Here is a 23,232-nt window from a genome sequence, read left to right on the forward strand (position 1 = left end):
CTGCCGCTTCCCCCGGCTTAGCGCTTCTTGATTGCCTACCGCCTTACCCTCCTGCTAGCCGCGCCTCCAAGCAATCCAAGGTGCATCTGCAATGTCCGATATCAAACGCGTCGTCCTGGCCTATTCCGGCGGCCTCGATACTTCCGTCATCGCAAAGTGGCTCGAAGTGGAGCGCGGGTTGGAAGTCGTCACCTTCACGGCCGACCTCGGTCAGGGTGAAGAAATCGAACCTGCTCGCGAAAAGGCGCGCACGATGGGCATCCCCGACAAGCACATCTTCATCGAAGACCTGCGCGAGGAATTCGTCCGCGATTTCGTCTTCCCGATGATGCGGGCGAATGCGCGGTATGAAGGGGATTATCTCCTCGGCACCTCGATTGCCCGGCCACTCATTTCCAAGCGCCTCGTGGAGATCGCTCACGAGACTGGCGCCGATGCGATCGCCCACGGAGCGACCGGCAAGGGCAACGACCAGGTGCGCTTCGAATTGTCCGCCTACGCGCTTGATCCCGATATCAAGGTCATCGCCCCCTGGCGGGAATGGGACCTCACGAGCCGCACGGCGCTCATCGCATGGGCAGAGGAGCACCAGATCGCCGTTCCGAAGGACAAGCGCGGGGAAAGCCCCTTCTCGACCGATGCGAACCTCCTGCACACCTCCAGTGAGGGCAAGGTGCTGGAAGATCCGTGGGAAGAGACACCCGACTACGTCTATTCGCGCACCGATCATCCGGAAGACGCGCCGGACACGCCTGAATACATCGAGATCGGCTTCAAGAAGGGCGACGGTGTTTCGTTGAATGGCGAGACGATGAGCCCCGCTACCCTGCTGACCGCCCTCAACGAGCTGGGACGCAAGCATGGCATCGGGCGCCTCGACCTGGTCGAAAACCGCTTTGTCGGGATGAAGAGCCGCGGGATGTATGAAACCCCGGGCGGCGAGATTTACGCCCGTGCTCACCGCGGTATTGAGCAGATCACGCTCGACCGGGGCGCGGCGCATCTCAAGGACGAGCTCATGCCGCGCTATGCGGAACTGGTTTACAACGGCCTGTGGTTCAGCCCCGAGCGCGAGATGCTGCAGGCGGCCATCGATCTCAGCCAGGAGAAGGTCAACGGGACCGTCAGGCTGAAGCTCTACAAGGGCAACGCAATGGTCGTCGGGCGGAAGTCCGATCAGTCGCTCTATTCCGAAGCCCACGTTACCTTCGAAGATGACGCAGGCGCCTACGACCAGAAGGATGCCGAGGGCTTCATCAAGCTCAATGCCTTGCGACTTCGCCTGCTGGCCAAGCGTGACCGGTAGAGAATTACCGGTCAGCCAGTCCGTAGGCGCTTAAAATTGCGCGCATAGCCGAAGTCGGGTTCGAATCTTTGCGACGAACGGTTGACTTATCCACCTCCCTCCACAGCGAATTGTGTGGAAAGTGGATAACTCGCCTCTTGTGCGCTTGAAGAATCACACAATCAGGAGCAGCTTCAAGTCATCGGAACGGCGAAGAAAGCTTCCGGTCTCGACGGTCTAACGACCTGAAAGACTTAGGAAATTCGGAACCGGAAAGACGTAGCGGAACCTGTCCGCGCGACTTAAGAGACCCTCGTGCCGAAGGCTCACGCCGGACGCAAGGCGGGTCGATGACGAAGACGCGTAACGTTCCATTACGAGCCGGGGCAACCCGGTCGGATGCCGAAGGAGGCGTCGCAACAAGGTCTTCGGACCGGATGGCGATGCAACCGTTTGAGGCTCCGGCCATCAACGGAAGGTCGGGCTGCGGAGCTGCCTGTTGAAGGTCGGCTGGGGAAAGTAAGCGAACGGCTTCGGCCGCGACGCGACTGGACCGGGCTGATTGGAGGGTGGAGCCGGATGCCGGTGCGAGCGCCGGTGACAGAACCGGAAGGGAAGTCTTCGGACGGAACGGAAGGGAAAACATCGGATGCCAAGTCTGCGTCCCTTGAACTTCGGTTGAAGGAACACGGCCACGCATCGGTGAGAGTGGGGTCGGCAGCAATGCCGGCCCCATTTGCTATGCGGCACCCTTCCCTCGCGATCCGGCAACAACAGCCGTCAATTCCCCCGAATCGCTCTCTGGTATGCACGCCACCTGGCACACCCCAGATGCAGTAGGAAAGCGCGACCACCTCCGTATCCGCGCGTTGAAACGTGGCCAAAACGAGGCAGTTTCCGTCCACGTTAACGACTCCGCGCGGCGCATCGCCTATATCCTCCCGAACCGAACGGGAGGTCCATTCATGGCCAAACGCGCGCTACGCAGCGCACTCTTCGTTGCAGCACTGACGCTGCCCGGCACCGCCGGTCATTCGGAAGAGCGCGAGCTTACCCCAGTAACCGACACCCAATTCCAGGCGAGTTTCGCCGAGTACGCCCCCCTGCCCGCTGCGCCTGCGCCGGGGCCGGAGGCGGTGGATCTCGACACCTTCGATCCCCCGATCGAGGTGGAGCCCGTCACGACCTCGCTCGGCAGCGGGGTTGCTTCCTATTACGGCCGCCGGTTCCACGGCCGCCGCACCGCCAATGGCGAGCGGTTCGACATGAACGCCATGACAGCTGCGCACAAGACGCTGCCCTTCGGAAGCCTGGTCCAGGTCACCAACCCGCGCACGGGGGCTTCGGTCATCGTGCGCATCAACGACCGCGGTCCCTACGCACACGGCCGCACCATCGACCTCAGCCGCGCCGCCGCCCAGCAGATCGGGCTGGTCCAGCGCGGTCACGGCTCGGTAGAGCTGGAACTGGTGAAGTAGGCACCGCGCCCCCGCGCCAGCCCCTCGCCGCTACCACACGAACGCGCCCTTCCCGTCCTCTCCGGTGAAGAGCCACCACTCCCGCCTGCGCCCCTCGTAGGCGGATAGCTGCAGCTCCTCCAGCGCGAGAGGCTCCAACCCCAGCGCCTGTGCCTGTTCCTCGATGCTCGGCGCATCGGCGGGCCGCGCATCGAGCATCGCCAGCACCCGCTCCACCCAGGTGACGCAGCACGCGCACAAGTCCTCCTCGTCCAGCGTGTCGGATTGCTCCCCGCATTCCCTACAGAGTGGAACGGGTGGAACACACTCCTGGGCCAATTCTCCTGGCGAGCGCGCCGCCGCCAGTTCCTCGCCCCGCTCCAGCGCCTCGATCCGCTCGTCGAGCACATCCAGCTCGGCCGCGATTTCGGGCTTTTCCTCGAGCCGGTCGAGCCGCGCCAGGTGCGCGAGCAGCAGGCGGTCGGAATAGCGCCTGCGCCGCGCCACCTCCTCGCCGTGATAGAAGACCGCCTCCTCCACCCCGTTGATCGCGCGATCGGCGAGCGTCGCCTCGGCCGCAGCCCGCGCCGCGAGCAGCGCCGCATCCCACGCCCGCGCAAAGCCGGAGGAGCGCCGCCGCGCCCGATAGGCCGTCTGCGCCGAGCACGAGGCCGCCCGGCACGCGAGCCGGACATTGCCGAACAGCTGGAGGCTCTTGAGAAACTCCGCCTGGAGCGAAGGCGTCAACACCGTCCGCCCCTCCCCATGCGGACCGTGAGTGGGAGCGGGTTCGATCGGGACGATGGCGTTCATGGTTCACCTTATGGGCTGGAGTGAACCGGGTTAGTTATAAGGAGACGCGGGAGTAGGACAGGCTAGTCGATCTCGCCTCTTAAAAGTGATTCCCAAAGTTCCGCTTTGCCTTGGCGAACATGGCAAAGGCGAGCTTGGCCTACCGCACGTCCTGTCCAGATAATTCAAATAAATGCGCGACGAGCTTGTGCATTTCTGTCGATGGGTTTTTCTCATCGTCGGCCTCAGCCATGCCCAGCGCAGCGCGCGAATTGGCAATCGCTTGTGGTAAACGCCCACGAAGTTGAGACCAGAGGTCTGTTTGCCCTTTCCTATAATCGCCAATACGGTCCGCAAGTTCTCGACAAGCCACTTCGCCAGCGCTTCGCCAGCGCTTCGCCCCCCTGCTGCGACAAGTGGTTTACGGAACGGCTCAAAATGCATCAGGCCCCAAACCTCGAAGCAAGGATATGAAGGTACAAGGCGAATGGGCAAGCCACCCGCGATCTCTGTTGCGACTTTCTCAAGCGCAGCTGCGAACGTTTGGTGACTGTCGCGGTCGACCAAGCAGAAAAGCTCATCGAAACCACCGTCTTCTTTGAACTGATCAATTCCATACAACACCACACTAAGCGGGTCGCTGCCACATTCCTCGCCACGAATATCCAAACCGAAAAAACGTAGTTCTCTTCTCAAACCATCAAAGTATTCGGGTTCGGTGCATTCGCCCTCACAAGCGATGAGTATTCTCGACTCGCCTTCTTTCAGATTATCAATGCGACCGAGCGTGGCCGGCGGACGTCCACGTCGCTTTTGCATCGGTCGGCGGGCCATTACCGGCTCGTCCGAGCCAATGGAATACCACGGTAGCGACCACCAAGGTAACCTCGCAGAAATGATTCATTCTGTCGGGGCTTAAAGTCAGATAGCGGATACAAAACTGAACCTGCATTGATATTTCTGTCTAGGAACCAAATTTGATCAGTTCTTAGGAGATTATCTTGGAGAAGAGTCGCTTCATGGCAAGTGATAACGAGCTGCGCGTTACTGGTATTGTGCGATTTGCTGAAGAACAAACTAACGAGCGCTCTCAAAGCTAAGGGATGTAAACCACTATCAAGTTCGTCGATGATCAGCGTGTATCCGCTTTCAAGTGTGTCGATCCACGGCCCAGCAAGGCTATACATGATCGAGTTGCCGGTGGATTCCTCTTCCAGCGCGAACTCAATCGGCATCCCGTCAGTACCGCTTCGAATTAGAGACGCGTCGTAATGTTTCTTACCTTTAAGCTCACTCAAGATCGACTCGCGTACTTGCTCACTGAAGTCCTTCAATAATTCTTCAGCATCGAACTCGCTTTCCTTCACTCGTAAATCTTCAATTTCTGGATCAACCGATCGAATGAGGTCAACCACTTTGCCCTTTTTTTCTTCATCAAGACAATACTGAGAGGTTCTAACATCACCAAGACTTCTCGCACTTGAAAAGACGCGAAAATGACTATTAAGCCATTCAAAAGGAGGCTCTAGGTCCTGAGAGTTCAACTGATTAGCAGTTGAAAGGAATAGAGAATTACTTCGAGTTGATTCCTGCCAGACTTTCTTCTCACCGCGAATTCGACTATTCACATACCACTCATAATCACCGCTACTGGTATCGAGGTCACGCGAAAAGATGTGACGAATTCGACCATCCGATGGCGTTTCATACAACCACTCACCGTGTACCTTTTCGGCATCAGCAGAGAAGCCGTACTGGTAGAGCACATCTTTGTGGATGAAAATTATTTCGAATTCGGATGGTTCTTCTCGGCATTTTGTATCGAGCCGATATGGCGAAACAGGAATTGGGTCACCTTTCTGTCCAGAAGCCGAATGCATAACGAACCTACGCATCGTTGCCATTGCGGCAATCAGGTTGCTTTTGCCTCCAGAATTCGCCCCATAAATAACAGCGCCATGCAGCAGATTAGGCGCGGGCTTGAGTTTTGTCGAAAAGCTTCGGCCGTTTTTACCGGTGCCTTGCCTTCCGGCCTCAAGCGAAAGCGTTTGCTCACACTTGAAGGACAGATAATTTTTGACTGAAAACCTGACGAGGGCCATCGTTGCTCCAAACAAATAGCGATTTCTGCACATTTTGTGCTCAAAACAGCTGTTATTTGAGATTCTGGCTGTAGGCAAGCCTTAAGTTTGAGGCCTACACGCTCTCGCAGCAACCTAACAAAATCTCACCTTTTCGACGATGGAGATGACGATACTGTGTCGCTTTCAGCTTCCGCTCAAGGATCAGTTCCACGTACTGGCCCGTATAGCTTTCCGGCACTTCCGCGACCTCTCCCTGCGCGCCTTACGCGACGATCCGGCCATCAAGCACCGCCCTTACTTCGCGTTTCGCGCACACCCCTGCACGACGGTTTGCATCTCCGCATTGTCCTCGCCGAAGGCGTCGGTCAGTTTGAAGCCGCGGCGGTCGAATTCGCGTTTCATGCAGCCGCAGATTTGCGGGGCCTTGGACTGGAATTGCGCCGGGAAGCGCGCGCGAGCGACGCATTGCTCGACGAAGTCCTCGTCCAGCCTGCGGTCCACCTCCGCCCCGATCTCATCGCTGTTCGACCAGCCGAAAGCGACCAGGAAGCCGACCACTGCGGCGACGATAAAGGCAAGCCATTTCATAACCCACGCTCCTTAAGCTGACGGGTGTGAAGGCTTGGCTATAGCACAGGGTGGTTAAGGGTTCTGCCTCGCGCGGAGTGGCTCGTTCGGGCGTATTTTTTTGTTTGCGCCCTCAAACGCCGGGCGCGGCCCGTCCGGGCCGCTTGGCTTCGCGGCATAAGCCGCGACGCGCGCTTGCGCTTTGGCGACGCTGGCGCGTCGCACCAGCGCTCCTCCGCTAGCTATGCGATATTCACTTACTCCGCCGCTTCCTTGGTGGCTGCTTGCCGTTCCAGCATCGGCTTGAGATACTGCCCCGTATAGCTCTCCGGCACCTCGGCCACTTCCTCCGGCGTACCTTGCGCGACGATCTCGCCGCCGCGCACGCCGCCGCCCGGGCCCAGGTCCAGGATGTGGTCGGCGGTCTTGATGACGTCGAGATTGTGCTCGATCACCACCACCGAATTGCCCTGTTCCACCAGCCGGTGCAGCACTTCGAGGAGTTTCCTCACATCCTCGAAATGGAGGCCCGTGGTCGGCTCGTCGAGGATGTAGAGCGTCTGGCCGGTGCTGCGCTTCGACAGTTCCTTGGCCAGCTTCACGCGCTGCGCCTCGCCGCCTGACAGCGTGGTCGCCTGCTGGCCGACCTTGACGTAGCCCAGCCCCACCTCGTTCAGCATGTGCATCTTGTCGCGGATCGGGGGGACGGCCTTGAAGAAGACCTCCGCATCCTCGATCGTCATGTCGAGCACGTCGGCGATGGAGTGCCCCTTGAACTTCACCTCCAGCGTTTCGCGGTTGTAGCGCTTGCCGCCGCATTCCTCGCAGGTGACGTAGACGTCGGGCAGGAAGTGCATCTCGATCTTGATCAGGCCGTCGCCCTGGCACGCCTCGCAGCGGCCGCCCTTGACGTTGAAGCTGAAGCGGCCGGGCTTGTACCCGCGCGCCTGCGCTTCGGGGAGGCCCGCGAACCAGTCGCGGATCTGGGTGAAGGCGCCGGTGTAGGTCGCCGGATTGGAGCGCGGGGTGCGGCCGATGGGCGACTGGTCGATCTCGATCACCTTGTCGCAATATTCGAGGCCGGTGACCTTATCGTGCGCGCCCGCGACCACGCGCGCGCCGTTCAGCTGGCGCGCCGCGGAGGCGTAGAGCGTGTCGATGGTGAAGGACGACTTGCCCGAGCCCGAGACGCCGGTGATGCAGGTGAAGGTGCCGAGCGGGATGGAGGCGGTCACGTCGTTGAGGTTGTTCGCCCGCGCGCCGTGGACGGTAAGCTCGTGCCCGTTGCCCTTGCGGCGGGTGGCCGGAACGCTGATTTCGCGGCGGCCGGTGAGATAGTCCGCGGTGAGCGACTTCTTGCTCCGCAGCACCTGCTTCAGCGTGCCCTGCGCAACCACCTCGCCCCCGCGCACGCCAGCGCCCGGGCCGAGGTCGACCACATGGTCCGCCTGGCGGATCGCGTCCTCGTCATGCTCCACCACGATCACCGTGTTGCCGAGATCGCGCAGGCGCTTGAGGGTTTCGAGCAGCCGGTCGTTGTCGCGCTGGTGGAGGCCGATGCTGGGCTCGTCCAGCACGTAGAGCACGCCCGAAAGGCCCGAGCCGATCTGCGATGCGAGGCGGATGCGCTGGCTCTCCCCGCCCGACAGCGTGCCGCTGGTGCGGTCGAGGTTGAGGTAGTCGAGGCCGACATTGTCGAGGAAGCCCAACCGCTCGTTGATTTCCTTGAGGATGGCCTTGGCGATCTGGCTTTGCGTGTCGTTGAGATCCTCGGGCAGCTTGAGGAAATAGTCCTTCGCATCGGCCACGCTCATCTTGGTGGGGGTGGCGATGTCGGTCCCTGCGATCTTCACCGCCAGCGCCTTCTCGTTGAGACGCTTGCCATGGCAGGTCTCGCACGGCTGCGCGGTCTGGAACTTTGACAGCTCCTCGCGCATCCACGCGCTCTCGGTCTGGAGCATGCGGCGGTTGAGGTTGCCGATGACGCCCTCGAACGGCTTCTTCACCGTGTACTGCTTGCGCCCGTCCTTGAAGGTAAGCGGGATGGCCCGGCCGCGGGTGCCGTAGAGGATGATATCTCGGATTTCCTTGTCGAAATCTTCCCACGGAGTGGTGAGATCGAACTCGTATTCCTTCGCGAGGCTGGCCAGCACCTGCATGTAATAGGGCGACGGAGGATTGCTCTTCGCCCACGGCACGACCGCGCCTTTCTTGAGGCTGAGCGCCTCGTTGGGCACGACCAGCTGCGGGTCGAACAGCTGCTTCTCGCCGATCCCGTCGCAGGTCGGGCAGGCACCCTGCGGTGCGTTGAAGGAGAACAGGCGCGGCTCTACTTCCTCGATGGTGAAGCCGGACACCGGACAGCTGAAACGCTCGGAGAACACGATCCGGTTCGCGGGAAGGCCCGCTCCCTTCATCGCGCCGCCGCCTTCAGCTTCGTCCTCACGCCCGGGCACGACGCCATCGGCAAGGTCCACATAGGCGAGCCCATCGGCGAGCTTCAACGCAGTCTCGAAACTGTCGGCCAGGCGCGTTTCCAGGCCTTCCTTCACCGCCAGGCGATCCACCACCACTTCGATGTCGTGCTTGAATTTCTTGTCGAGCGCAGGCGCTTCCTCAATCGGATACATCTCGCCGTCGATGCGCACGCGGGTGAAGCCCGCCTTCTGCCATTCGGCCAGTTCCCTGCGGTATTCGCCCTTGCGACCGCGCACGACCGGCGCGAGCAGGTAGAGCCGGGTACCTTCAGGCAGTTCCATGACCCGGTCGACCATGTTGGAGACCGTCTGCGCCTCGATCGGCAGGCCGGTGGTCGGCGAATAGGGCACGCCCACCCGCGCCCACAGCAGGCGCATGTAATCGTAAATCTCTGTCACCGTCGCCACGGTCGAACGCGGATTGCGGCTGGTGGTTTTCTGTTCGATCGAGATAGCGGGAGACAGCCCGTCGATATGTTCGACGTCAGGCTTCTGCATCATCTCGAGGAACTGGCGCGCATAAGCGGAGAGGCTCTCCACATAGCGCCGCTGCCCTTCTGCATAGATGGTATCGAACGCCAGGCTCGACTTGCCCGAACCGGACAGCCCCGTGATCACGATCAGGCTGTCGCGCGGAAGGTCGATGTCCACGCCCTTGAGATTATGCTCGCGCGCGCCGCGTACGGAGATTTTGGTAAGTGCCATGAAGGAAGCGTGTTCCCGAATTGTTCGCTTTGGTCAAGGGGCCGCGACTGTGGGTGTCCAGGCCTTCACTGAGGGCAGCGGACGAGAAGCGCGGGGGTTCCGCAAATGTGGGTTTGGCCCTTGGCGAATACAAGCTGGGACCCGGATGGCAGCCACGCGAGTTTTCTAGGCATGACCATCCCACGCACACTCCTTTCGATAAGCGCCTTCCTTTCAGCAACTTGCCTTGCCGGGTGCAGCGATGCGCCGCCCTCCGAAAGCGAATTAACGACCTCCGAGGCTGCGGCACCCGCGCTCGAGATCGGCGCGCCAGTGACCTCGCTCGGCGCAATCAAGGGGTTCTGGCTGGTCGAACGCTTTGAGGAATTTTCGCCGGACTGGCGCGAAGGAGTCGGCTGGCGCAGTGCCTATGTCCAGGTCAATGCCGACGGGCTGGCCTATTCGGTCGGCTGCAATCACTCCAGTAATCCGGCAACGCTGGGCGAAGATGGGATTCTTCGGGAGGCCGGCGATGGTTCGCGCATCCAGACGTTGATGGGGTGTCCCGCCGAATGGGAAGGCCGCGACGGCAGGTTCTTCGGCTTCTTCGGTACAAATCCTACCGTGAACCGGGTTGGAGAAAGTCGACTGCTGTTGAAGAGCGGGGCTACGGAACTCGTATTGGTAGAGCCGGAAGCCTGGCGGTTGGCCAATATCCCCGACCGCGATTTCGTAACGGGCAAATGGGTGCCGCAAATGGCGTCTACTTACGACGGGTGGGGCCATTCGGGCTTCGGCATCGGCGAGAATGCAGGTGTGGTCACCATCGCTGCCGGCAATATCGAATGGTCGGAATGCCCTGGCACCTCGATCGAGATCGAATGGACTGCAGACGGCCGTCTAAGGAATCGGGATGGAGCGAAAACCCGGTGTGACGCTCTTGCGCGGAATACGGACAACGGCAGAAGTCTCGTGATGGGTGTCCTCTCTGACAGCCCTGCGGTAATCCGTATAGGAAAGAACAGGATAACCCTGATCGTCGGGACGAGCGACAAGGGCAGCAGGCTAGATATGCAGACGCTTGAAAGTGTCATGAATCCTCCAAAACTGCCGCCACCCCCACCGGGAGAGGTGGAACCGCCTCCCCCGCCTCCTATTCCCATAAATAGCTGAAACTCTGTTATTTTTTGGTCGCTCCCCCGATATGGACCACCCCTCCAAGCGAGCGCCAGGCGCGGTGAAGCGTGGACCCATTCAACCAGTTGATCCGTTGATTGGGTAAGACAGGCCGCAGATCGGCCATGCCTTCCGCTTTCGAGCGAAGGGTTTCAGATACGGAATTCACGGGAATAGAAAAGCAATGAAGCAGGAAGTCGAGCAAAAGGACCGGGTCGCACCGTCACCCGACCGCTTGCGACCTGCGCCCATATCCGGTTCGCTTCAGGACGAACGCATCCGCGCAATCATGCGCGAACTCGATCGCCCCCTCGACAGCGAGAACTGGATCGCAACACCCCACGCGGGTGAGCAGAAGCGCGCACGCAAGCTCCTCAAGCGTATAAAGCAGCATCGCCGTCACCGCCGCGACCTCAAGCGTGCACGCCAGGCGGCGCAGCAGGTGTTCAACGTCAAACCCAGGATGTCTTCGCGCAAGCGAGCGACGTTGATGATGGGTGCTGGCGCAGTCGGCCTTGCAGCCTTTACCGGACCACCGACACAGAATTCGCGCAGTAAGCCTCAGTCTGCTGCAACCTATGTGATGAGTGCTGAAGAGCAGGACGTCCGCAAACCTGCAGCCCTGATGAAGGCGAGCGATGACTTCAAGCAGGCGCTTATCGAAGAAGAAGGGGTCCGCTACACAGTCTATCGCGATGTCGCAGGCTATCCTACCGTCGGCGTGGGCCATTTGATTACGCCGGAAGACAACCTGCGGGTCGGCGACCGTATCTCGGAAGAACGCGTATTGTCCCTCCTGGAAAAGGATTTGCAAACCGCGGAGCGCGGCGTGCGTATCCTCGTGGGCGACCTTCCCCTTTACCAGCACGAATTCGATGCGCTGCTCGATCTCGTCTACAATGTGGGCCTAGGGAACGTCTCCGAAAGCAAAAGCCCGAGACTCAACGCTGCTATCGAAGCTGGCGATTATGAGCAGATCGCCGCAGAACTCGATTATACCCACGCGGCCGGCAAGGTTGCTCGCGGTCTTGAATTCAGGTCCGAACGCAGAGCGCAGATGTTTATGGACGCGAGCTACGATAACCCCAGGGACAGTTGAGCGTTTTCATTGATAACAATAACCCCCGCCTTCGACGCAATATTGTAAGTTTCCGGTTTGTGTCATAAAGCGTTCATGAGGCCTCACACACACGGGTTGAAGGTGAGGTAACAGGGGACAGCCGCGTGAAGACGGCAACTGGGTTTTCGGTCGCACCCGAACGGGACGCAGATTGGCTGCAAGAAAGCTGGCGAGAGACCGTGAGATCGGTCTTGATCACCGAAGATCGTGCTTTTTACGCCAATGTCCTCGCCGTCGTCGCAATTGCCGTAGCCGTCTTGTTTCTGCGCAATCCCTCGGCCTATCTTTTTCCTTTGCTGATGCGCGTATTGTCCCTGACCGGAGCGCATCTTTCCTACAACCATCTGCGCCGTCAGATCGACACCGGCCATTCACTCGATCCGGCGTTGAGAATCCTTACCGTGATGCTGTTTTTTGGGGGGATGAGCTGGGCCTACCTGCTCCTGCCGTCGCTTTCGAAGCCGCTGGACGAACCTCTTCGCCTCGTGATCGCGGCAGGGACAATCACCGGCGTGGGACTTATCGTGACGATGACCGCAACGCTGAGGCAACAAACGTTTGCGTTCTTGCTTGGCTTCCTGCTGACGCTGTTTGTCGGCCTTTATTTTTTCGCCGGTGATGCCCTCATTACCTACGGAATCGGGACGACCGCACTGGTTATCGGAGTTTCCATGTTCGCCTTTGCATCCGCCCAGCAGCGGAGCGTTTCCGCCGACATGCTGGTGGAAAACCGGCGCCTCAACGAAGACCTTGCCGATGCCTTGGCGCAGGCGGAATTCCTGGCCAAGCATGATCCGTTGACAGGCCTCTACAATCGCCGCGCTCTCTTCGAATACGGGCTTGTGGATGGCCAGACCAACCCGATCGCGCACCTGTTGCTGGTGGATTTGGATCACTTCAAGAAAATCAACGACAATTACGGCCACGATATGGGCGACAAGGCGTTGATCGAAGCGAGCAAGCTGATGCGCGACGCCCTTCGCGTTTACGGCGATGGGCATCATTTCGCGGCGCGCCTGGGTGGCGAAGAATTTTGCGTGTTCCTCGATGAAGAAAACCCTCACGAGGCCCTGATATTCGCTGAAGACCTACGAGAAGGGCTTGCATCGCTGCACGAGGTGCTCGGCCTGCCGAGCGGCGCGACCAGCGCCTCCATCGGCATGGGGCCGCACACGCTTGGCAGCACCATTGACGAGAGCCTGAGGCGAGCAGATGCCGCAATGTACGATGCCAAGACCGAAGGCCGCAATCGCGTGCGCCAGGTCAACCGCTGATACGGCTCTGACCCGGATTACTCCATGAGCCATCGCCTGTTCGTCGGACTGCGTCCGCCAGCCAGCCATCGGGACCAACTCATCGACCGCATGCAAGGCGTGGATGAGGCGCGCTGGCAAGATGACGAACAACTGCATTTGACGTTACGCTACATCGGCGATGTCGAGACACACCAGGCTGACGACCTCGCCGAACAGCTGGGCTCGATCGACTTCCAACCATTCGACCTTACTGTTTCAAGCACCGGTTTTTTCGAAAGAAAAGGCCACCTCCGGGCCCTGTGGGCAGGAGTCGAGCAAAGCGAGGCGCTCATCCGCCTACAACGCAAGGTCGAAAGGATGTGCCAGGCCGTCGGTTTCGAAGCTGAGGGTCGCAAGTTTCTCCCCCATATCACTCTCGCCCGGCTGAATTCCGCAAGCGGACCCGCCAACGCATTTCTGTCCGCTACAAGCACCTTGCGCCTTGAGCCATGGACCGTGCAGGAATTCGTCCTGTACGAGAGCGAATTGCATCCCGAGGGGTCGATCTACACCCCTATTGTCCGCTATCCTGCGCGCAAATGCACTTAAAAGCCCACCTTTTCCCGACGATCGGCCTCACGACCGCCCTTGCGGCATGCTCCCCGGCTCCTTCGGATATTCTCGTTCCGGATGACCAGCGCGAGCCCCTGATGCAAATAGTCGAACAAGAAGCCCGTGCGGATCCTGCCGAGAATTGCCTTTTGCTGGTCTGGTCGGAACAGGAAGATCCGGACATCGAGTTCGACCGGGCAAACGACGCCGTCAACGGCGGTGCGATCTCCTGCGCTACCGGAACAAGTCCGAGCCAGTTCGAAGCCGCCATCGAAACCTTGCGCGATGCTGCCCAGAGCGGCGACAAGGCGCGCCTTCTCGAACAAGTTGGCCTGCCACTTCTCTATATCGACGCCGAGGGCGAGCGGCAGGAGCTGACCGAAGACCAGATCGACGCCCTGTTCGATGAGGTGTTCGACCAGCGCATGGTCGCGGTCCTGCGCGATCTCGACCTGTCGCAAATGACGGTCGACAAGGACCAGGGCGCGTATTTCGAACTCGGTTCTCTATGGCTGGTTGTCGACGGCACCGGAGGCAAGCCCCGCATCGTCACGGTGAACCGCCAGGCGCTGGAGGAAGCGGCTGAGGCTGCGAAGGATCAGGCCGAGCGGGGTCAGGGCAAGCCACTCGACTAAGCGCCTCCGCAGACCGGCATTTGCCGTTCGACGCGCGAAACTTGCACTTCGCCTGCAATTCCTGTTCATGCGCCATTGTCGCAAACGAAACCATATTGCGGATGCACAAATGTCCATTCGCTTTTCGCCGATTATTGGAGAGACCATGAAGGCCCAGATTTTGGCCACCACCGCCGCCGCAGCCCTGCTTGGCGGCTGCGTTACCATCAACACCGAAGAAGGTGATCCCTTGGCAGAACTGAAGGAAGCCCAGGCGTACAATCCGGATATTCCCGCCGGCACCGGCTATTTTGCCGAACGCAGCGATCTGCCGCTTTACGCGCCGGACTTCACCAAGATCTCCGAAGACGATTATCTCCCCGCTTACGAGCAGGCGATGATGATCCACAAGGCCGAGATCGAGGCGATCAAGAATAACCCGGCCGCCCCGAATTTCGAAAACACCATCGTCGCTATCGAAAAGGCCGGCAGCATGCTGGGCCGCATCAACACGGTGTTTTTTGCCCTGACCGGTTCGAATACGACCGATCGCCTTGACGAAATCAACACAGAGATCAGCCCCAAGCTGACCGAGCATTATGACTCGATCACGCTCGACCCCGCACTCTTTGCCCGCGTCAAGGCCGTCTATGACAACCGCGCCGCGATGACGATGACGGTGGAAGACGCCAAGCTGCTCGAGACCACCTACGATACCATGGTCCATGCCGGCGCGCTGCTGAGCGATGCCGAGCGCGAGCAGGTCAAGGCGATCAACTCGCAGCTCTCGACGCTGACGACCGAATTCAGCCAGGCAGCCCGCGCCGCGATGAGCGACCAGCCGGTCATCTTCGACACCCGTGAAGAGCTCGCCGGTCTGTCGGACAACGACATCAAGTCCGCTGCCGATCTGGCCACCGAAAAGGGCTTTGACGGCAAATATGCCATCGCGCTCCAGAACACGACGCAGCAGCCGCTGCTGCCGAGCATGGAAAACCGCGCTGCCCGCGAAAAGCTGTTCATGGCGAGCTATCACCGCGCCGACGGGACGACCGATGTCGACACGCGCATGCTGATTGCCAAGATCGCCAAGCTGCGCGCCGACAAGGCCGCCCTGTTCGGTGAAGCCGACTGGGCCAGCTACGCCATGTGGGATCGCATGGCCGAAAAGCCGAAGACCGCGCTCGATTTCATGGAACAGATGGTCCCTGCCCTTGCCGCGACCCAGCGCCGTGAAGCGGCCCTGCTGACCGCCGCAATCGCTGCCGACGGCGGCGACTACGAAGTGAAGCCGTGGGACTGGTATCGCTATGCCAACCGCATCAAGGCCGAACAGTTCGACCTCGATGAAGATGCGGTGATGGAATACTTCGTGCTCGACAAGGTGCTCGAGGACGGCGTGTTCTACATGGCCGAAAAGCTTTACGGCCTAACCTTCCAGAAGCGCACCGACCTGCCTGTCTATCACCCGGACGTGACGACCTACACCGTCTTCGACCGCGACGGCCGCGAACTGGGCATCTTCTATTTCGACCCGTTCCAGCGCCCGTCCAAGCGTGGCGGCGCTTGGATGAGCAACTTCGTGGAGCAGAGCCATTTGTATGGCACCAAGCCGGTGATCTACAACGTGCTCAACATCCCGAAGGCACCGGCAGGCGAAGTCCAGCTGGTCAGCTTCGACTGGGTGAACACCACCTTCCACGAATTCGGCCACGCGCTGCACGGCTTCTTCGCCGACCAGCGGTATGAAAGCCTGTCGGGCACCGCCACGGCGCGCGACTTCGTGGAATATCCCAGCCAGGTCCACGAGATGTGGGCCACCTGGCCGAGCGTGCTGTCGAACTACGCCAAGCACTACGAAACCGGCGAGACCATTCCCGACGAGATGATCGAGAAGATCGAAGCCGCTGCAAAGTTCAACCAAGGCTATGATTTCGGCGAAGTCGTCGAAGCCGCCCTGCTCGACATGAAGTGGAGCGCGCTGTCGCCTGCCGAAGCAGCCGCTATCGATACGCCGGAAAAGGTCGACGCGTTCGAGCGTCGCTCGCTGGAAGAACTCGGCCTCGAGATCGACCTCGTGCCGCCGCGTTATCGCAGCACCTATTTCAGCCACATCTTCAGCTCGCCCGCGGGTTATTCCGCCGGCTATTACAGCTATCTGTGGACCGAGATGCTCGATCGCGACAGCCGCAAGTGGTTCATCGAGAACGGCGGCCTCACGCGTGAGAACGGCGATCACTATCGCGCAACCGTGCTCAGCCGCGGCGGGACGATGGATTACTTCCAGATGTTCCAGAACTTCGCTGGCCGGGCACCCGATGTGACCCCGATGCTCGAAGCGCGCGGCCTTGTCGCCGGTGACGAAGCAGCGGACAGCGAAGTGTCGGACGGCAAGCTTCCGGGTTCTGCCGTCAACTAAGGCTGATCGTCAGCGTAAATCAGCAAAGGCCGGGCCGTTTGGTCCGGCCTTTTCTTTTGCCCCGCCATGCGAGTGACTTGTCGTTGAGCTGGTCCATGTCCAGCGCCCCGGCAATGGCCTGTTCGCCAAGGGCAATCGCCAGCCCCAGCTGTTCATCGGTCGCATTGCGATAAGCAGGCGAAGCGATAGTTTCACGCCAGGGGCCGCCCGTGGCATTGTCGAGCAGGATGCGCTGGAAGCAGTGGTCGAGATGTACCGGCCACTCGCGCGCGCCGGAAAGTGCAGGCAGTTCCTCGCGCGTCAGGGCGAACCAGCGCTGGACTAGATGATCGGCAGCCATGGCCGGTCAACGGGTCACAGCGGCATGAGTGCCATGCGACCGCCGCGCTCGATCCATTCGACCTGCGTTTGCCAGACGCGCTCTACCACCTCGGCGGCAAGCGCGCGGTGCGGCTCATCGTCCGCCGCCAGTGTCCCTTCGTCCAGCACGATCACGCGGTCCGCATGGTTCATGGCATGGGACAGGTCATGCAGCACCAGAACCACGCCGATGCCGCTGTCGGCGGCTCGGCGCAGGTGTTTGAGCAGGGCCAGCTGGTGCCCGATGTCGAGCGCAGCCAGCGGTTCGTCGGCGAGAATCCATTGCGGCTCTCCCGCAAGCACGCGGGCCAGCAGGACACGCGCTGTCTCCCCGCCGGACAATGATTGCGCACGACGGTCGGCCAGATGCTCTACGTCGAGTGCCCGCAACGCGGCCTCTACTGGCTCGGTGCGCTTGTCGCCATGCGGCATCCGGCCCAATTCGACGAGCCGGCGGACCGGCACGTCCCAGGATACGGTATGCTCCTGCGGCAGATAGCCGATTGCCTGTGCACGCTCGCGCGGCTGGTAGGACACAAGGTCCCTGTCGCCGAGCCCGATAGCGCCGGAATCGACGTCGAGAAGTCCCGCCAACGCTTCGAGAAGGCTCGACTTGCCCGCCCCGTTGGGGCCGCAGATCGCGGTGATTTCCCCGGGCCGCAGGCTCAGGCTGACATGGGCGAGCCTGTCCTCAAGCACGAGGTCGCGTGCTTCCAGCATCATGCCAGCCCCTTCCGCATGCGCAGCAGCAGCCACAGGAAGAAGGGCGCACCGAGCAGGCTCAATGCAATGCCCAGCCGCAGTTCGGTGACCAGCGGGAGGATGCGCACCACGCTATCCGCAACAAGCACCAGCAAGGCGCCCGCCAGCGCGCTCGGCAGGATTAGCTGCGAAGGCCGCCGATCCGTAAGCGGCCGCACGAGATGGGGGACGATGAGCCCGACGAAGCCGATAATGCCTGCAACCGCGACACCCGCTCCCACAGTGAGGCCGACGCCAAGGATCAGGAGCCACAACAGCCGGTTGGTATCGACACCAAGCGAGCGTGCAACCGGCTCTCCCAAGGTCAGCGCATCGAGGCCCGCACCTGCGCGCATCAGTAATACCATGCCGAGCAAGACCATCGGCCCGGCAAGCCACACCTCGCGCCAGCTGCGGTCGGTCAGCGCGCCGTTCAGCCACAGCACGATCTCGCTCATAGCAAAGGCATTAGGAGACATGGAGATAGCCAGTGCAGTCAGCGCGCCCGCGAGGCTCGCCACCATGAGGCCAGCCAGCGTGAACAGGGCGATGCCCCCGGTGCGCCCGGCAATCAGGGCGAGCAGCGCCATCGCCCCGCCCGCACCGACCAGCGCGAAGAGCGGCAGCAGCCACGCGCTCGCGGTGAAGCCGAAGAAGAGAGCCGTGACCGCGCCCAGCGCCGCACCAGGCGCGATGCCAAACAGGCCGGGATCGGCCAGCGGATTGCGAAGGTATCCCTGCATGGCCGCGCCGGCCGACCCAAGCCCCGCTCCCACTACGATTGCCAGCACGGCACGCGGCAGGCGGAGCTCGCCAAGGATGAGGGCGGCGTTGGGCGTGGTTGCCGGGTCGATCCACACCCTTCCCGCAAGCAGCGATAGCGGTAAGGCAATCGCCAGCAGTGCGGCCATGACGAGGACGGCGCGATTCACGACACGTCCTGCCGGATTTGCGCCAGCCGTTCCGCAGCACGGATGATCGTCGGGCCGCCGCAATAGAGGAGGCTCGTGTTGAAATTCTCGCGACGCATCTGCAGCAGGCCGGACAGGACAGGATGGCGCTGCCCCGCCTCGCTGCCCGCTATCAGCAAGACTTCGGGAGGGTCGGCGACGACTTGTTCCAGCGCGAGGTAGTCCGCCTGCGCCATTCCCCTGGCAGCGCTGTAGCTTTCGAAGCCCGTCCGCCGCAGCAGATCGCTGATGAGCGCGCCCTCACCCGGGACAATGCCCGAGGGTTGCCATAGGGCGGCTTCGACCGGCCTGCCGTCGGCAACAGCACCCGTAAGCGCGCGCTCGATCGAAGCGACCAGGGATTCTCCGCTCGCGGGATTGCCCGTCAGGCGCGCAAGTTGGCGCACCTGCTCGATGCTTTCCTCCACGCTCGCAACGCTGCCGAAGGTTTCGACCCTCATCCCCAGATCATCAAGCGCCGCCCGCGTTGCAGGGGCGATGAAAGTCGAGGCCACGACAATGTCGGGTTCAAGGGCGAGGATTTCCTCCACCGTGCCGCCCGTCGAGGCATATCGTGCCGCAACCTCCGGCTCCATCGAACTCGCGCGCGGGTCCTTGCTATAGTGCGAGATTGCCAGCAGCTGTTCGGGATCGGTGACCTCCGCAAGGATCGCGTCCGTGCAAGGGTTCAGGCTGACGAGCTTGGGCTTTTCGCCGCCATGGTCCCCTAGCTCCTGGCCGCCCGAACAGGCGGCCAGGAACAGGAACAAGGTGGGCGCGATGCGCTTCACATCTGCGCCCTTAGCCCGACGAACGCGCCTCTGCCCGGCGTCTGATAGCCGGATACGAGGCGGTAATCGGTATCGAACACGTTCTCGACCCGCCCGAACAGTTCCAGGCTCTCGCCGATATCGAACGCGGCCCTAAGATCGAGGATCTCGTATCCGTCGAGTTCCACGGTGTTCGCCGCGTTGTCGAAGGACGAGCCCGAGAAGCGCAGGTCGGCGCCCAGCTTCAACCCGAAACCGCTTTCCCAATCGGCGAACAGGGTGCCGAAATGCTGCGGCCTGCGTGCGAGCTCGAGACCGCTCCCGCGATCCTCTGCATCCACCAGCGCGTATACACCCGACAGGCGGAGCGAGTTCGTCACATCGAAACCCGCTTCCGCCTCGATGCCCTGCGCGCGGGCGCGGTCGGTGTTCTGGTAAACGCCGAACGGCCGGTCGGGCGTGAAGGCAAAGCCGATCAGATTATCGCTGTCGCGCCGAAAGCCAGTCAGCGCGAGGTACAGGCCGAGATCGCGGCGACCACGCTCGATGCCGATGTCGAAACTGGTGCTCTCCTCCGGTTCGAGCTCGGTATTCCCGTAGAAGGACAGCAATTGGTATAGCGTCGGCGCCTTAAACCCTTCGCCAAGGCTGGCCCGCACGCGCCAATCGTCGCCGAAACCATAGCTGACATCGCCGCCAAAGCTGGTCGACGTGCCGAATTGCTCATGATCGTCGATCCGTCCGCCGACATGGATGGCAAGGCGGCCCATCACCCAGCCGAGCTGACCGTAGAAACCCGCAATGCCCGTCTCGGCAGGAGCGTCGAAATTCGTCTCGAACTCGGTCCATTCCTTCTCTCCGCCGAAAGCGAAGCTGAGCCCGCCCAGAAGGCGGTATTCGCCGCGCAGCTGCACGCGCTCGGACTTGCCCTTGCTGCCGAAGGTGACACCGCCGTCCTCACCGAGATTGTCGCGCTCGGTGCCCGAGAGGCTGTAGGCTGCGCGCAAGGTCAAATCATTGCCGTAGTACGCAAGGCCGATGTCGCCCCAGTGGCGGCGCGTTTCCTGCGTTTCCAGGGTATCGGCCAGGGCGAATGAGGGAGGCGGGAAGCCGTCTATGTCGAGCTTTCCCTCGCTCCAGTTGAGGTGGGTGAAAATTTCCAGACTGTCGGTCAGGTCGAGGAAGCCGACACCTCCGATTGCAAACTGCTGGAAACCGTCCGCCTCGGTGCCATTCGCGGCGGCGGAAAAACCGTCGCTCGTGAACCATGACCCATTGAGCCCGACATAGGCTTTTTCACCGCTTACCCCGGTCGCGACATTCGCCCGGAAGGTCTCGCGCGCACCATACTCCAGCGTACCCTTCATACCCGTTTCGGCGCGGGTGGAGATGTCCATGACACCGCCGATCGCCTCGCTTCCCCAGATGGTCGAGTTTGACCCCCTCAGGATATCGAACTTACCCGCCATTCCGGTGAGCTGGTTGCCGAAATCGAAGCCGCCACCCGGCGCGGCCGGATCGGCCACCCTGACGCCGTCGACCAGCACCAGGACCTGGTCGGCACTGGCACCGCGAATGTTGACGCCGGTGAAACCGCCGACCCCGCCATTGCGCGAGAAGGAGAGGCCGGGTGTCCTTTGCAACACGCGCGTTGCGTCGCCGCCTTGCACGCTTTCGATCTCGTCGCGCTCGATAATCGTGACCGCCTGTCCCGTGTTCTCGATGGCGGTGGAAAGACCATTAGCGGTCACCGTGATCTGAGGGACCAGCATGTCAGCGATTACGATCGGTTCGGGCCACTCGCGCTCTATGCGGGTACCGTAGTGCGCTTGGTCATCGACTTCCTTTGCCTGTTCGGCATCTTGTGCAGCGATGATTTCCGCCAGCGCGTCCTCGCTTGCCGATTGCGCAGCAGCGGCGGCCGGGAAAGTGGAAACAGTAATCAGAAACAGGTATTTATACACGAAACCTCCTATCATGAACGAACTGCCGCTCATGACGGGAGGGAGCAGGATCGCTTCCATCCGCGTTTGCCATCGGTGCACCCCGCCCGTGGCCGAACGACTGGTACAGGCAGGTCTCCTGGCTCGCCGGATCAACGCTTTCCCGCCGCCTTCCCACCCCCGCAAGGGGGCAGTGGCATCTGGCGGGATCGCTCCCCGGTCACAGTTGCGGGGGCAGCCGGGGCTTCCTCACCCCGTTCCCTCTTAGGTCCGCCTTCGCGGACAACCCGTACCAATAACCGCGCCAATAGGGTGGGTTCGCAGGGCGGGCAAGTGCCTTGCTATTAACCTTTCCCCGCTATGCGATCCTGCGGTATGGAGCGCGTCATGCAGCATCGGGATACACCAGTGTCGAGCAGGAGGGCTGCGCGCGAGGCGCAGGCCCGCTCGCGCCGCCAGATGCTGCGGCGGGTGGCAGTGGTGATCCTTGCAATCGCCCTGCCCACGGCTGCTGCGCAGGGTGCATGGCCCGGCTTTGCCAAGGCCATGGGCATCGCGCAGGGCGAGCCGCCGGTCCAGCCCATGCCGTTCGAGATTGCAGGCCAGAGCTTTCCGGGCTCGGCATTCTATTATCTCGACCAGCCGCCCGAACAGGTGATCGACCTTGCCGAGCTTCGCGTGTCCGAAGGCAACCTCGATACCGAACGCTTTACCGAACGCTTCGGAGCGGCTGCCACCGCACGGGCCTTCCAGAGCGCGGGGAGCGGGATCGACAAGGCACGCGCGCTTCGGTGCCTGTCCATGGCCGTCTATTACGAAGCCGCCAGCGAAAGCCAGGCGGGGCAGGAAGCCGTCGCGCAAGTCGTCCTCAACCGGGTCTCGCACCCCGCCTATCCGGCAAGTATCTGCGGGGTCGTATTCCAGGGGTCGGAGCGCAAGACCGGTTGCCAGTTCACCTTCACCTGTGACGGCTCACTCAATCGCCAGCCATCGCGCGCCGGCTGGGCCAGAGCGCAATCGGTGGCCCTCGCCGCCTTGTCGGGGCATGTATTCCAAGCGGTCGGCCTCGCGACCCATTATCACACCCACGCCGTCAATCCGTACTGGGCGAGCAGCCTCGACCTGATCGGCTCGATCGGCGCGCACCGTTTCTATCGCTGGAAGGGCAGCGCAGGCCGCGCAGCCGCATTTTCGGGGGCCTATGCGGGCGGAGAACCGCTGGCCTTGCCGAATACGTCGAGCGCTTCGCCCCTGCCCTCGCAGGCAGCATTGGGCAGCGTGCCCCCTCCTCCCGCAGATCCCGTGATCGGAGCGACCATCGCGCCCGAACCCAAGGTCGGCGAGACCAGCGCCGCAGAGGTGGTCGGCTCTCCGCAGTCCGGCGACGTGAAGCCTGAATATCGCAACAGTGGGCGGTGGATCAGGGAGCCCGGCGCGCGAAAAAAGACAGCGGAATAGGCATTTAACTTCTTTTCAAGCATACCGCGGAACCGAAGTTTAGCGGCTGCCGCTTATACCGTCTCCCGAAGCCGGGCCGCGAGGGTAGATAGACCCGCGGCAGCACAGGAGGATCGCGTTCATGCCAGTTCATTTTGCCGCCGCGCGCTCAGCCGCGCGCTCCCCCGTTGCGCGCATACTCGCTAAGCCGTCGCCGGGGATTGCGGTAAACGACAATGATTATCCGGTCGGTGAACCCTTCCCGATGGAGAGCCTGCGCGATGCGTTGATGCATTTCGCGGAACACGGGATGGGCGCCGCAAAGGAAGCACATCGCCTAGCACGTGTCGCGCATGAAGCTGACAATGTCGGTGATCGCGAACACTGGGCTGGCATCTGCCGCACACTGGATGCCCGGGAAGCCAGCGAATTCGAGCGCGCGCTCATCTCGCAGGATGCGCCGCTGATAGGTTGAGCCTGTCGCTTCGCCTCACCTGAATGGGGCGACG

The 23,232-nt window shown here is 61.5% G+C and carries 20 protein-coding genes and 1 riboswitch; of the genes, 10 read left to right on the forward strand and 10 right to left on the reverse strand.

Features of this window, described 5'->3' with window-relative positions:
• Positions 1-91: 91 nt before the first annotated feature.
• A complete protein-coding gene (locus GRI34_RS05600; protein WP_160595112.1) occupies positions 92-1,306 on the forward strand; it encodes an argininosuccinate synthase in 1,215 nt (404 codons plus the stop codon).
• Positions 1,307-2,250: 944 nt separating this feature from the next.
• Positions 2,251-2,763 (forward strand): septal ring lytic transglycosylase RlpA family protein, encoded by a 513-nt coding sequence (locus GRI34_RS05605; protein WP_160595113.1) that lies wholly within the window; start codon positions 2,251-2,253, stop codon positions 2,761-2,763.
• A gap of 30 nt (positions 2,764-2,793) precedes the next feature.
• Here the strand turns inward: GRI34_RS05605 and GRI34_RS05610 are convergent, their stop codons facing one another.
• The 5 genes from GRI34_RS05610 to uvrA all read right to left on the reverse strand — a co-directional run bounded on the left by GRI34_RS05610 (position 2,794) and on the right by uvrA (position 9,367).
• Positions 2,794-3,555 carry a hypothetical protein gene (locus GRI34_RS05610; RefSeq protein WP_160595114.1) on the reverse strand — a complete coding sequence of 254 codons (762 nt, stop codon included), beginning with the start codon at positions 3,553-3,555 and terminating at the stop codon, positions 2,794-2,796.
• Between the two features lie 30 nt (positions 3,556-3,585).
• Positions 3,586-4,353 (reverse strand): RloB family protein, encoded by a 768-nt coding sequence (locus GRI34_RS05615; RefSeq protein WP_160595115.1) that lies wholly within the window; start codon positions 4,351-4,353, stop codon positions 3,586-3,588.
• Positions 4,354-4,367: 14 nt separating this feature from the next.
• Positions 4,368-5,636 (reverse strand): AAA family ATPase, encoded by a 1,269-nt coding sequence (locus tag GRI34_RS05620; protein ID WP_160595116.1) that lies wholly within the window; start codon positions 5,634-5,636, stop codon positions 4,368-4,370.
• A 276-nt stretch (positions 5,637-5,912) separates the two neighbouring features.
• A complete protein-coding gene (locus tag GRI34_RS05625; RefSeq protein ID WP_160595117.1) occupies positions 5,913-6,206 on the reverse strand; it encodes a hypothetical protein in 294 nt (97 codons plus the stop codon).
• Positions 6,207-6,442: 236 nt separating this feature from the next.
• Complete coding sequence (gene uvrA, locus GRI34_RS05630; RefSeq protein WP_160595118.1) at positions 6,443-9,367, reverse strand: excinuclease ABC subunit UvrA; 2,925 nt, start codon at positions 9,365-9,367, stop codon at positions 6,443-6,445.
• A 171-nt stretch (positions 9,368-9,538) separates the two neighbouring features.
• Here uvrA and GRI34_RS05635 point away from each other — a divergent pair, with 171 nt between their 5' ends.
• The 6 genes from GRI34_RS05635 (at position 9,539) to GRI34_RS05660 (ending at position 16,522) form a co-directional block, all read left to right on the forward strand.
• On the forward strand, positions 9,539-10,519 hold the full coding sequence (locus GRI34_RS05635) for a hypothetical protein (RefSeq protein ID WP_160595119.1): 981 nt from the start codon (positions 9,539-9,541) through the stop codon (positions 10,517-10,519).
• A gap of 187 nt (positions 10,520-10,706) precedes the next feature.
• A complete protein-coding gene (locus GRI34_RS05640; protein ID WP_234028156.1) occupies positions 10,707-11,621 on the forward strand; it encodes a lysozyme in 915 nt (304 codons plus the stop codon).
• A 125-nt stretch (positions 11,622-11,746) separates the two neighbouring features.
• On the forward strand, positions 11,747-12,916 hold the full coding sequence (locus GRI34_RS13415) for a GGDEF domain-containing protein (protein WP_160595120.1): 1,170 nt from the start codon (positions 11,747-11,749) through the stop codon (positions 12,914-12,916).
• 24 nt (positions 12,917-12,940) lie between these two features.
• Positions 12,941-13,486, forward strand: a complete 546-nt coding sequence (gene thpR, locus GRI34_RS05650; RefSeq protein ID WP_160595121.1) for an RNA 2',3'-cyclic phosphodiesterase — start codon at positions 12,941-12,943, stop codon at positions 13,484-13,486.
• 101 nt (positions 13,487-13,587) lie between these two features.
• Positions 13,588-14,124: a hypothetical protein gene (locus GRI34_RS05655; protein WP_160595122.1), complete on the forward strand. Its 537-nt coding sequence runs from the start codon at positions 13,588-13,590 to the stop codon at positions 14,122-14,124.
• A gap of 145 nt (positions 14,125-14,269) precedes the next feature.
• Complete coding sequence (locus GRI34_RS05660) at positions 14,270-16,522, forward strand: M3 family metallopeptidase (protein ID WP_160595123.1); 2,253 nt, start codon at positions 14,270-14,272, stop codon at positions 16,520-16,522.
• Positions 16,523-16,541: 19 nt separating this feature from the next.
• On the opposite strand, the gene GRI34_RS05665 is transcribed toward GRI34_RS05660, so the two are convergent.
• Genes GRI34_RS05665 through GRI34_RS05685 form a run of 5 tightly spaced genes read right to left on the reverse strand, consistent with a single transcriptional unit; the run spans position 16,542 to position 21,307 of the window.
• Positions 16,542-16,862: a GCN5-related N-acetyltransferase gene (locus GRI34_RS05665; protein ID WP_160595124.1), complete on the reverse strand. Its 321-nt coding sequence runs from the start codon at positions 16,860-16,862 to the stop codon at positions 16,542-16,544.
• A gap of 14 nt (positions 16,863-16,876) precedes the next feature.
• Positions 16,877-17,605 (reverse strand): ABC transporter ATP-binding protein, encoded by a 729-nt coding sequence (locus tag GRI34_RS05670; protein ID WP_199800119.1) that lies wholly within the window; start codon positions 17,603-17,605, stop codon positions 16,877-16,879.
• Complete coding sequence (locus GRI34_RS05675) at positions 17,602-18,534, reverse strand: FecCD family ABC transporter permease (RefSeq protein ID WP_160596403.1); 933 nt, start codon at positions 18,532-18,534, stop codon at positions 17,602-17,604. Before GRI34_RS05675 ends, GRI34_RS05670 begins: the two co-directional genes overlap by 4 nt.
• 17 nt (positions 18,535-18,551) lie before the next feature.
• Positions 18,552-19,364, reverse strand: coding sequence for an ABC transporter substrate-binding protein (locus GRI34_RS05680; protein WP_160595125.1), 813 nt, complete (start codon positions 19,362-19,364; stop codon positions 18,552-18,554).
• Positions 19,361-21,307 (reverse strand): TonB-dependent receptor plug domain-containing protein, encoded by a 1,947-nt coding sequence (locus GRI34_RS05685; RefSeq protein WP_325065188.1) that lies wholly within the window; start codon positions 21,305-21,307, stop codon positions 19,361-19,363. Before GRI34_RS05685 ends, GRI34_RS05680 begins: the two co-directional genes overlap by 4 nt.
• Before the next feature lie 91 nt (positions 21,308-21,398).
• Positions 21,399-21,592, reverse strand: a riboswitch (cobalamin riboswitch).
• A gap of 81 nt (positions 21,593-21,673) precedes the next feature.
• Here GRI34_RS05685 and GRI34_RS05690 point away from each other — a divergent pair.
• Positions 21,674-22,744 (forward strand): cell wall hydrolase, encoded by a 1,071-nt coding sequence (locus tag GRI34_RS05690; protein WP_160595126.1) that lies wholly within the window; start codon positions 21,674-21,676, stop codon positions 22,742-22,744.
• A 121-nt stretch (positions 22,745-22,865) separates the two neighbouring features.
• The gene (locus GRI34_RS05695; RefSeq protein ID WP_160595127.1) at positions 22,866-23,198 is read left to right on the forward strand and encodes a hypothetical protein; all 333 of its coding nucleotides are present in this window, start codon (positions 22,866-22,868) and stop codon (positions 23,196-23,198) included.
• The last annotated feature ends 34 nt before the right edge of the window (positions 23,199-23,232 follow it).

It is taken from the genome of Qipengyuania aquimaris, from assembly GCF_009827445.1.
GTDB lineage: Bacteria > Pseudomonadota > Alphaproteobacteria > Sphingomonadales > Sphingomonadaceae > Qipengyuania > Qipengyuania aquimaris.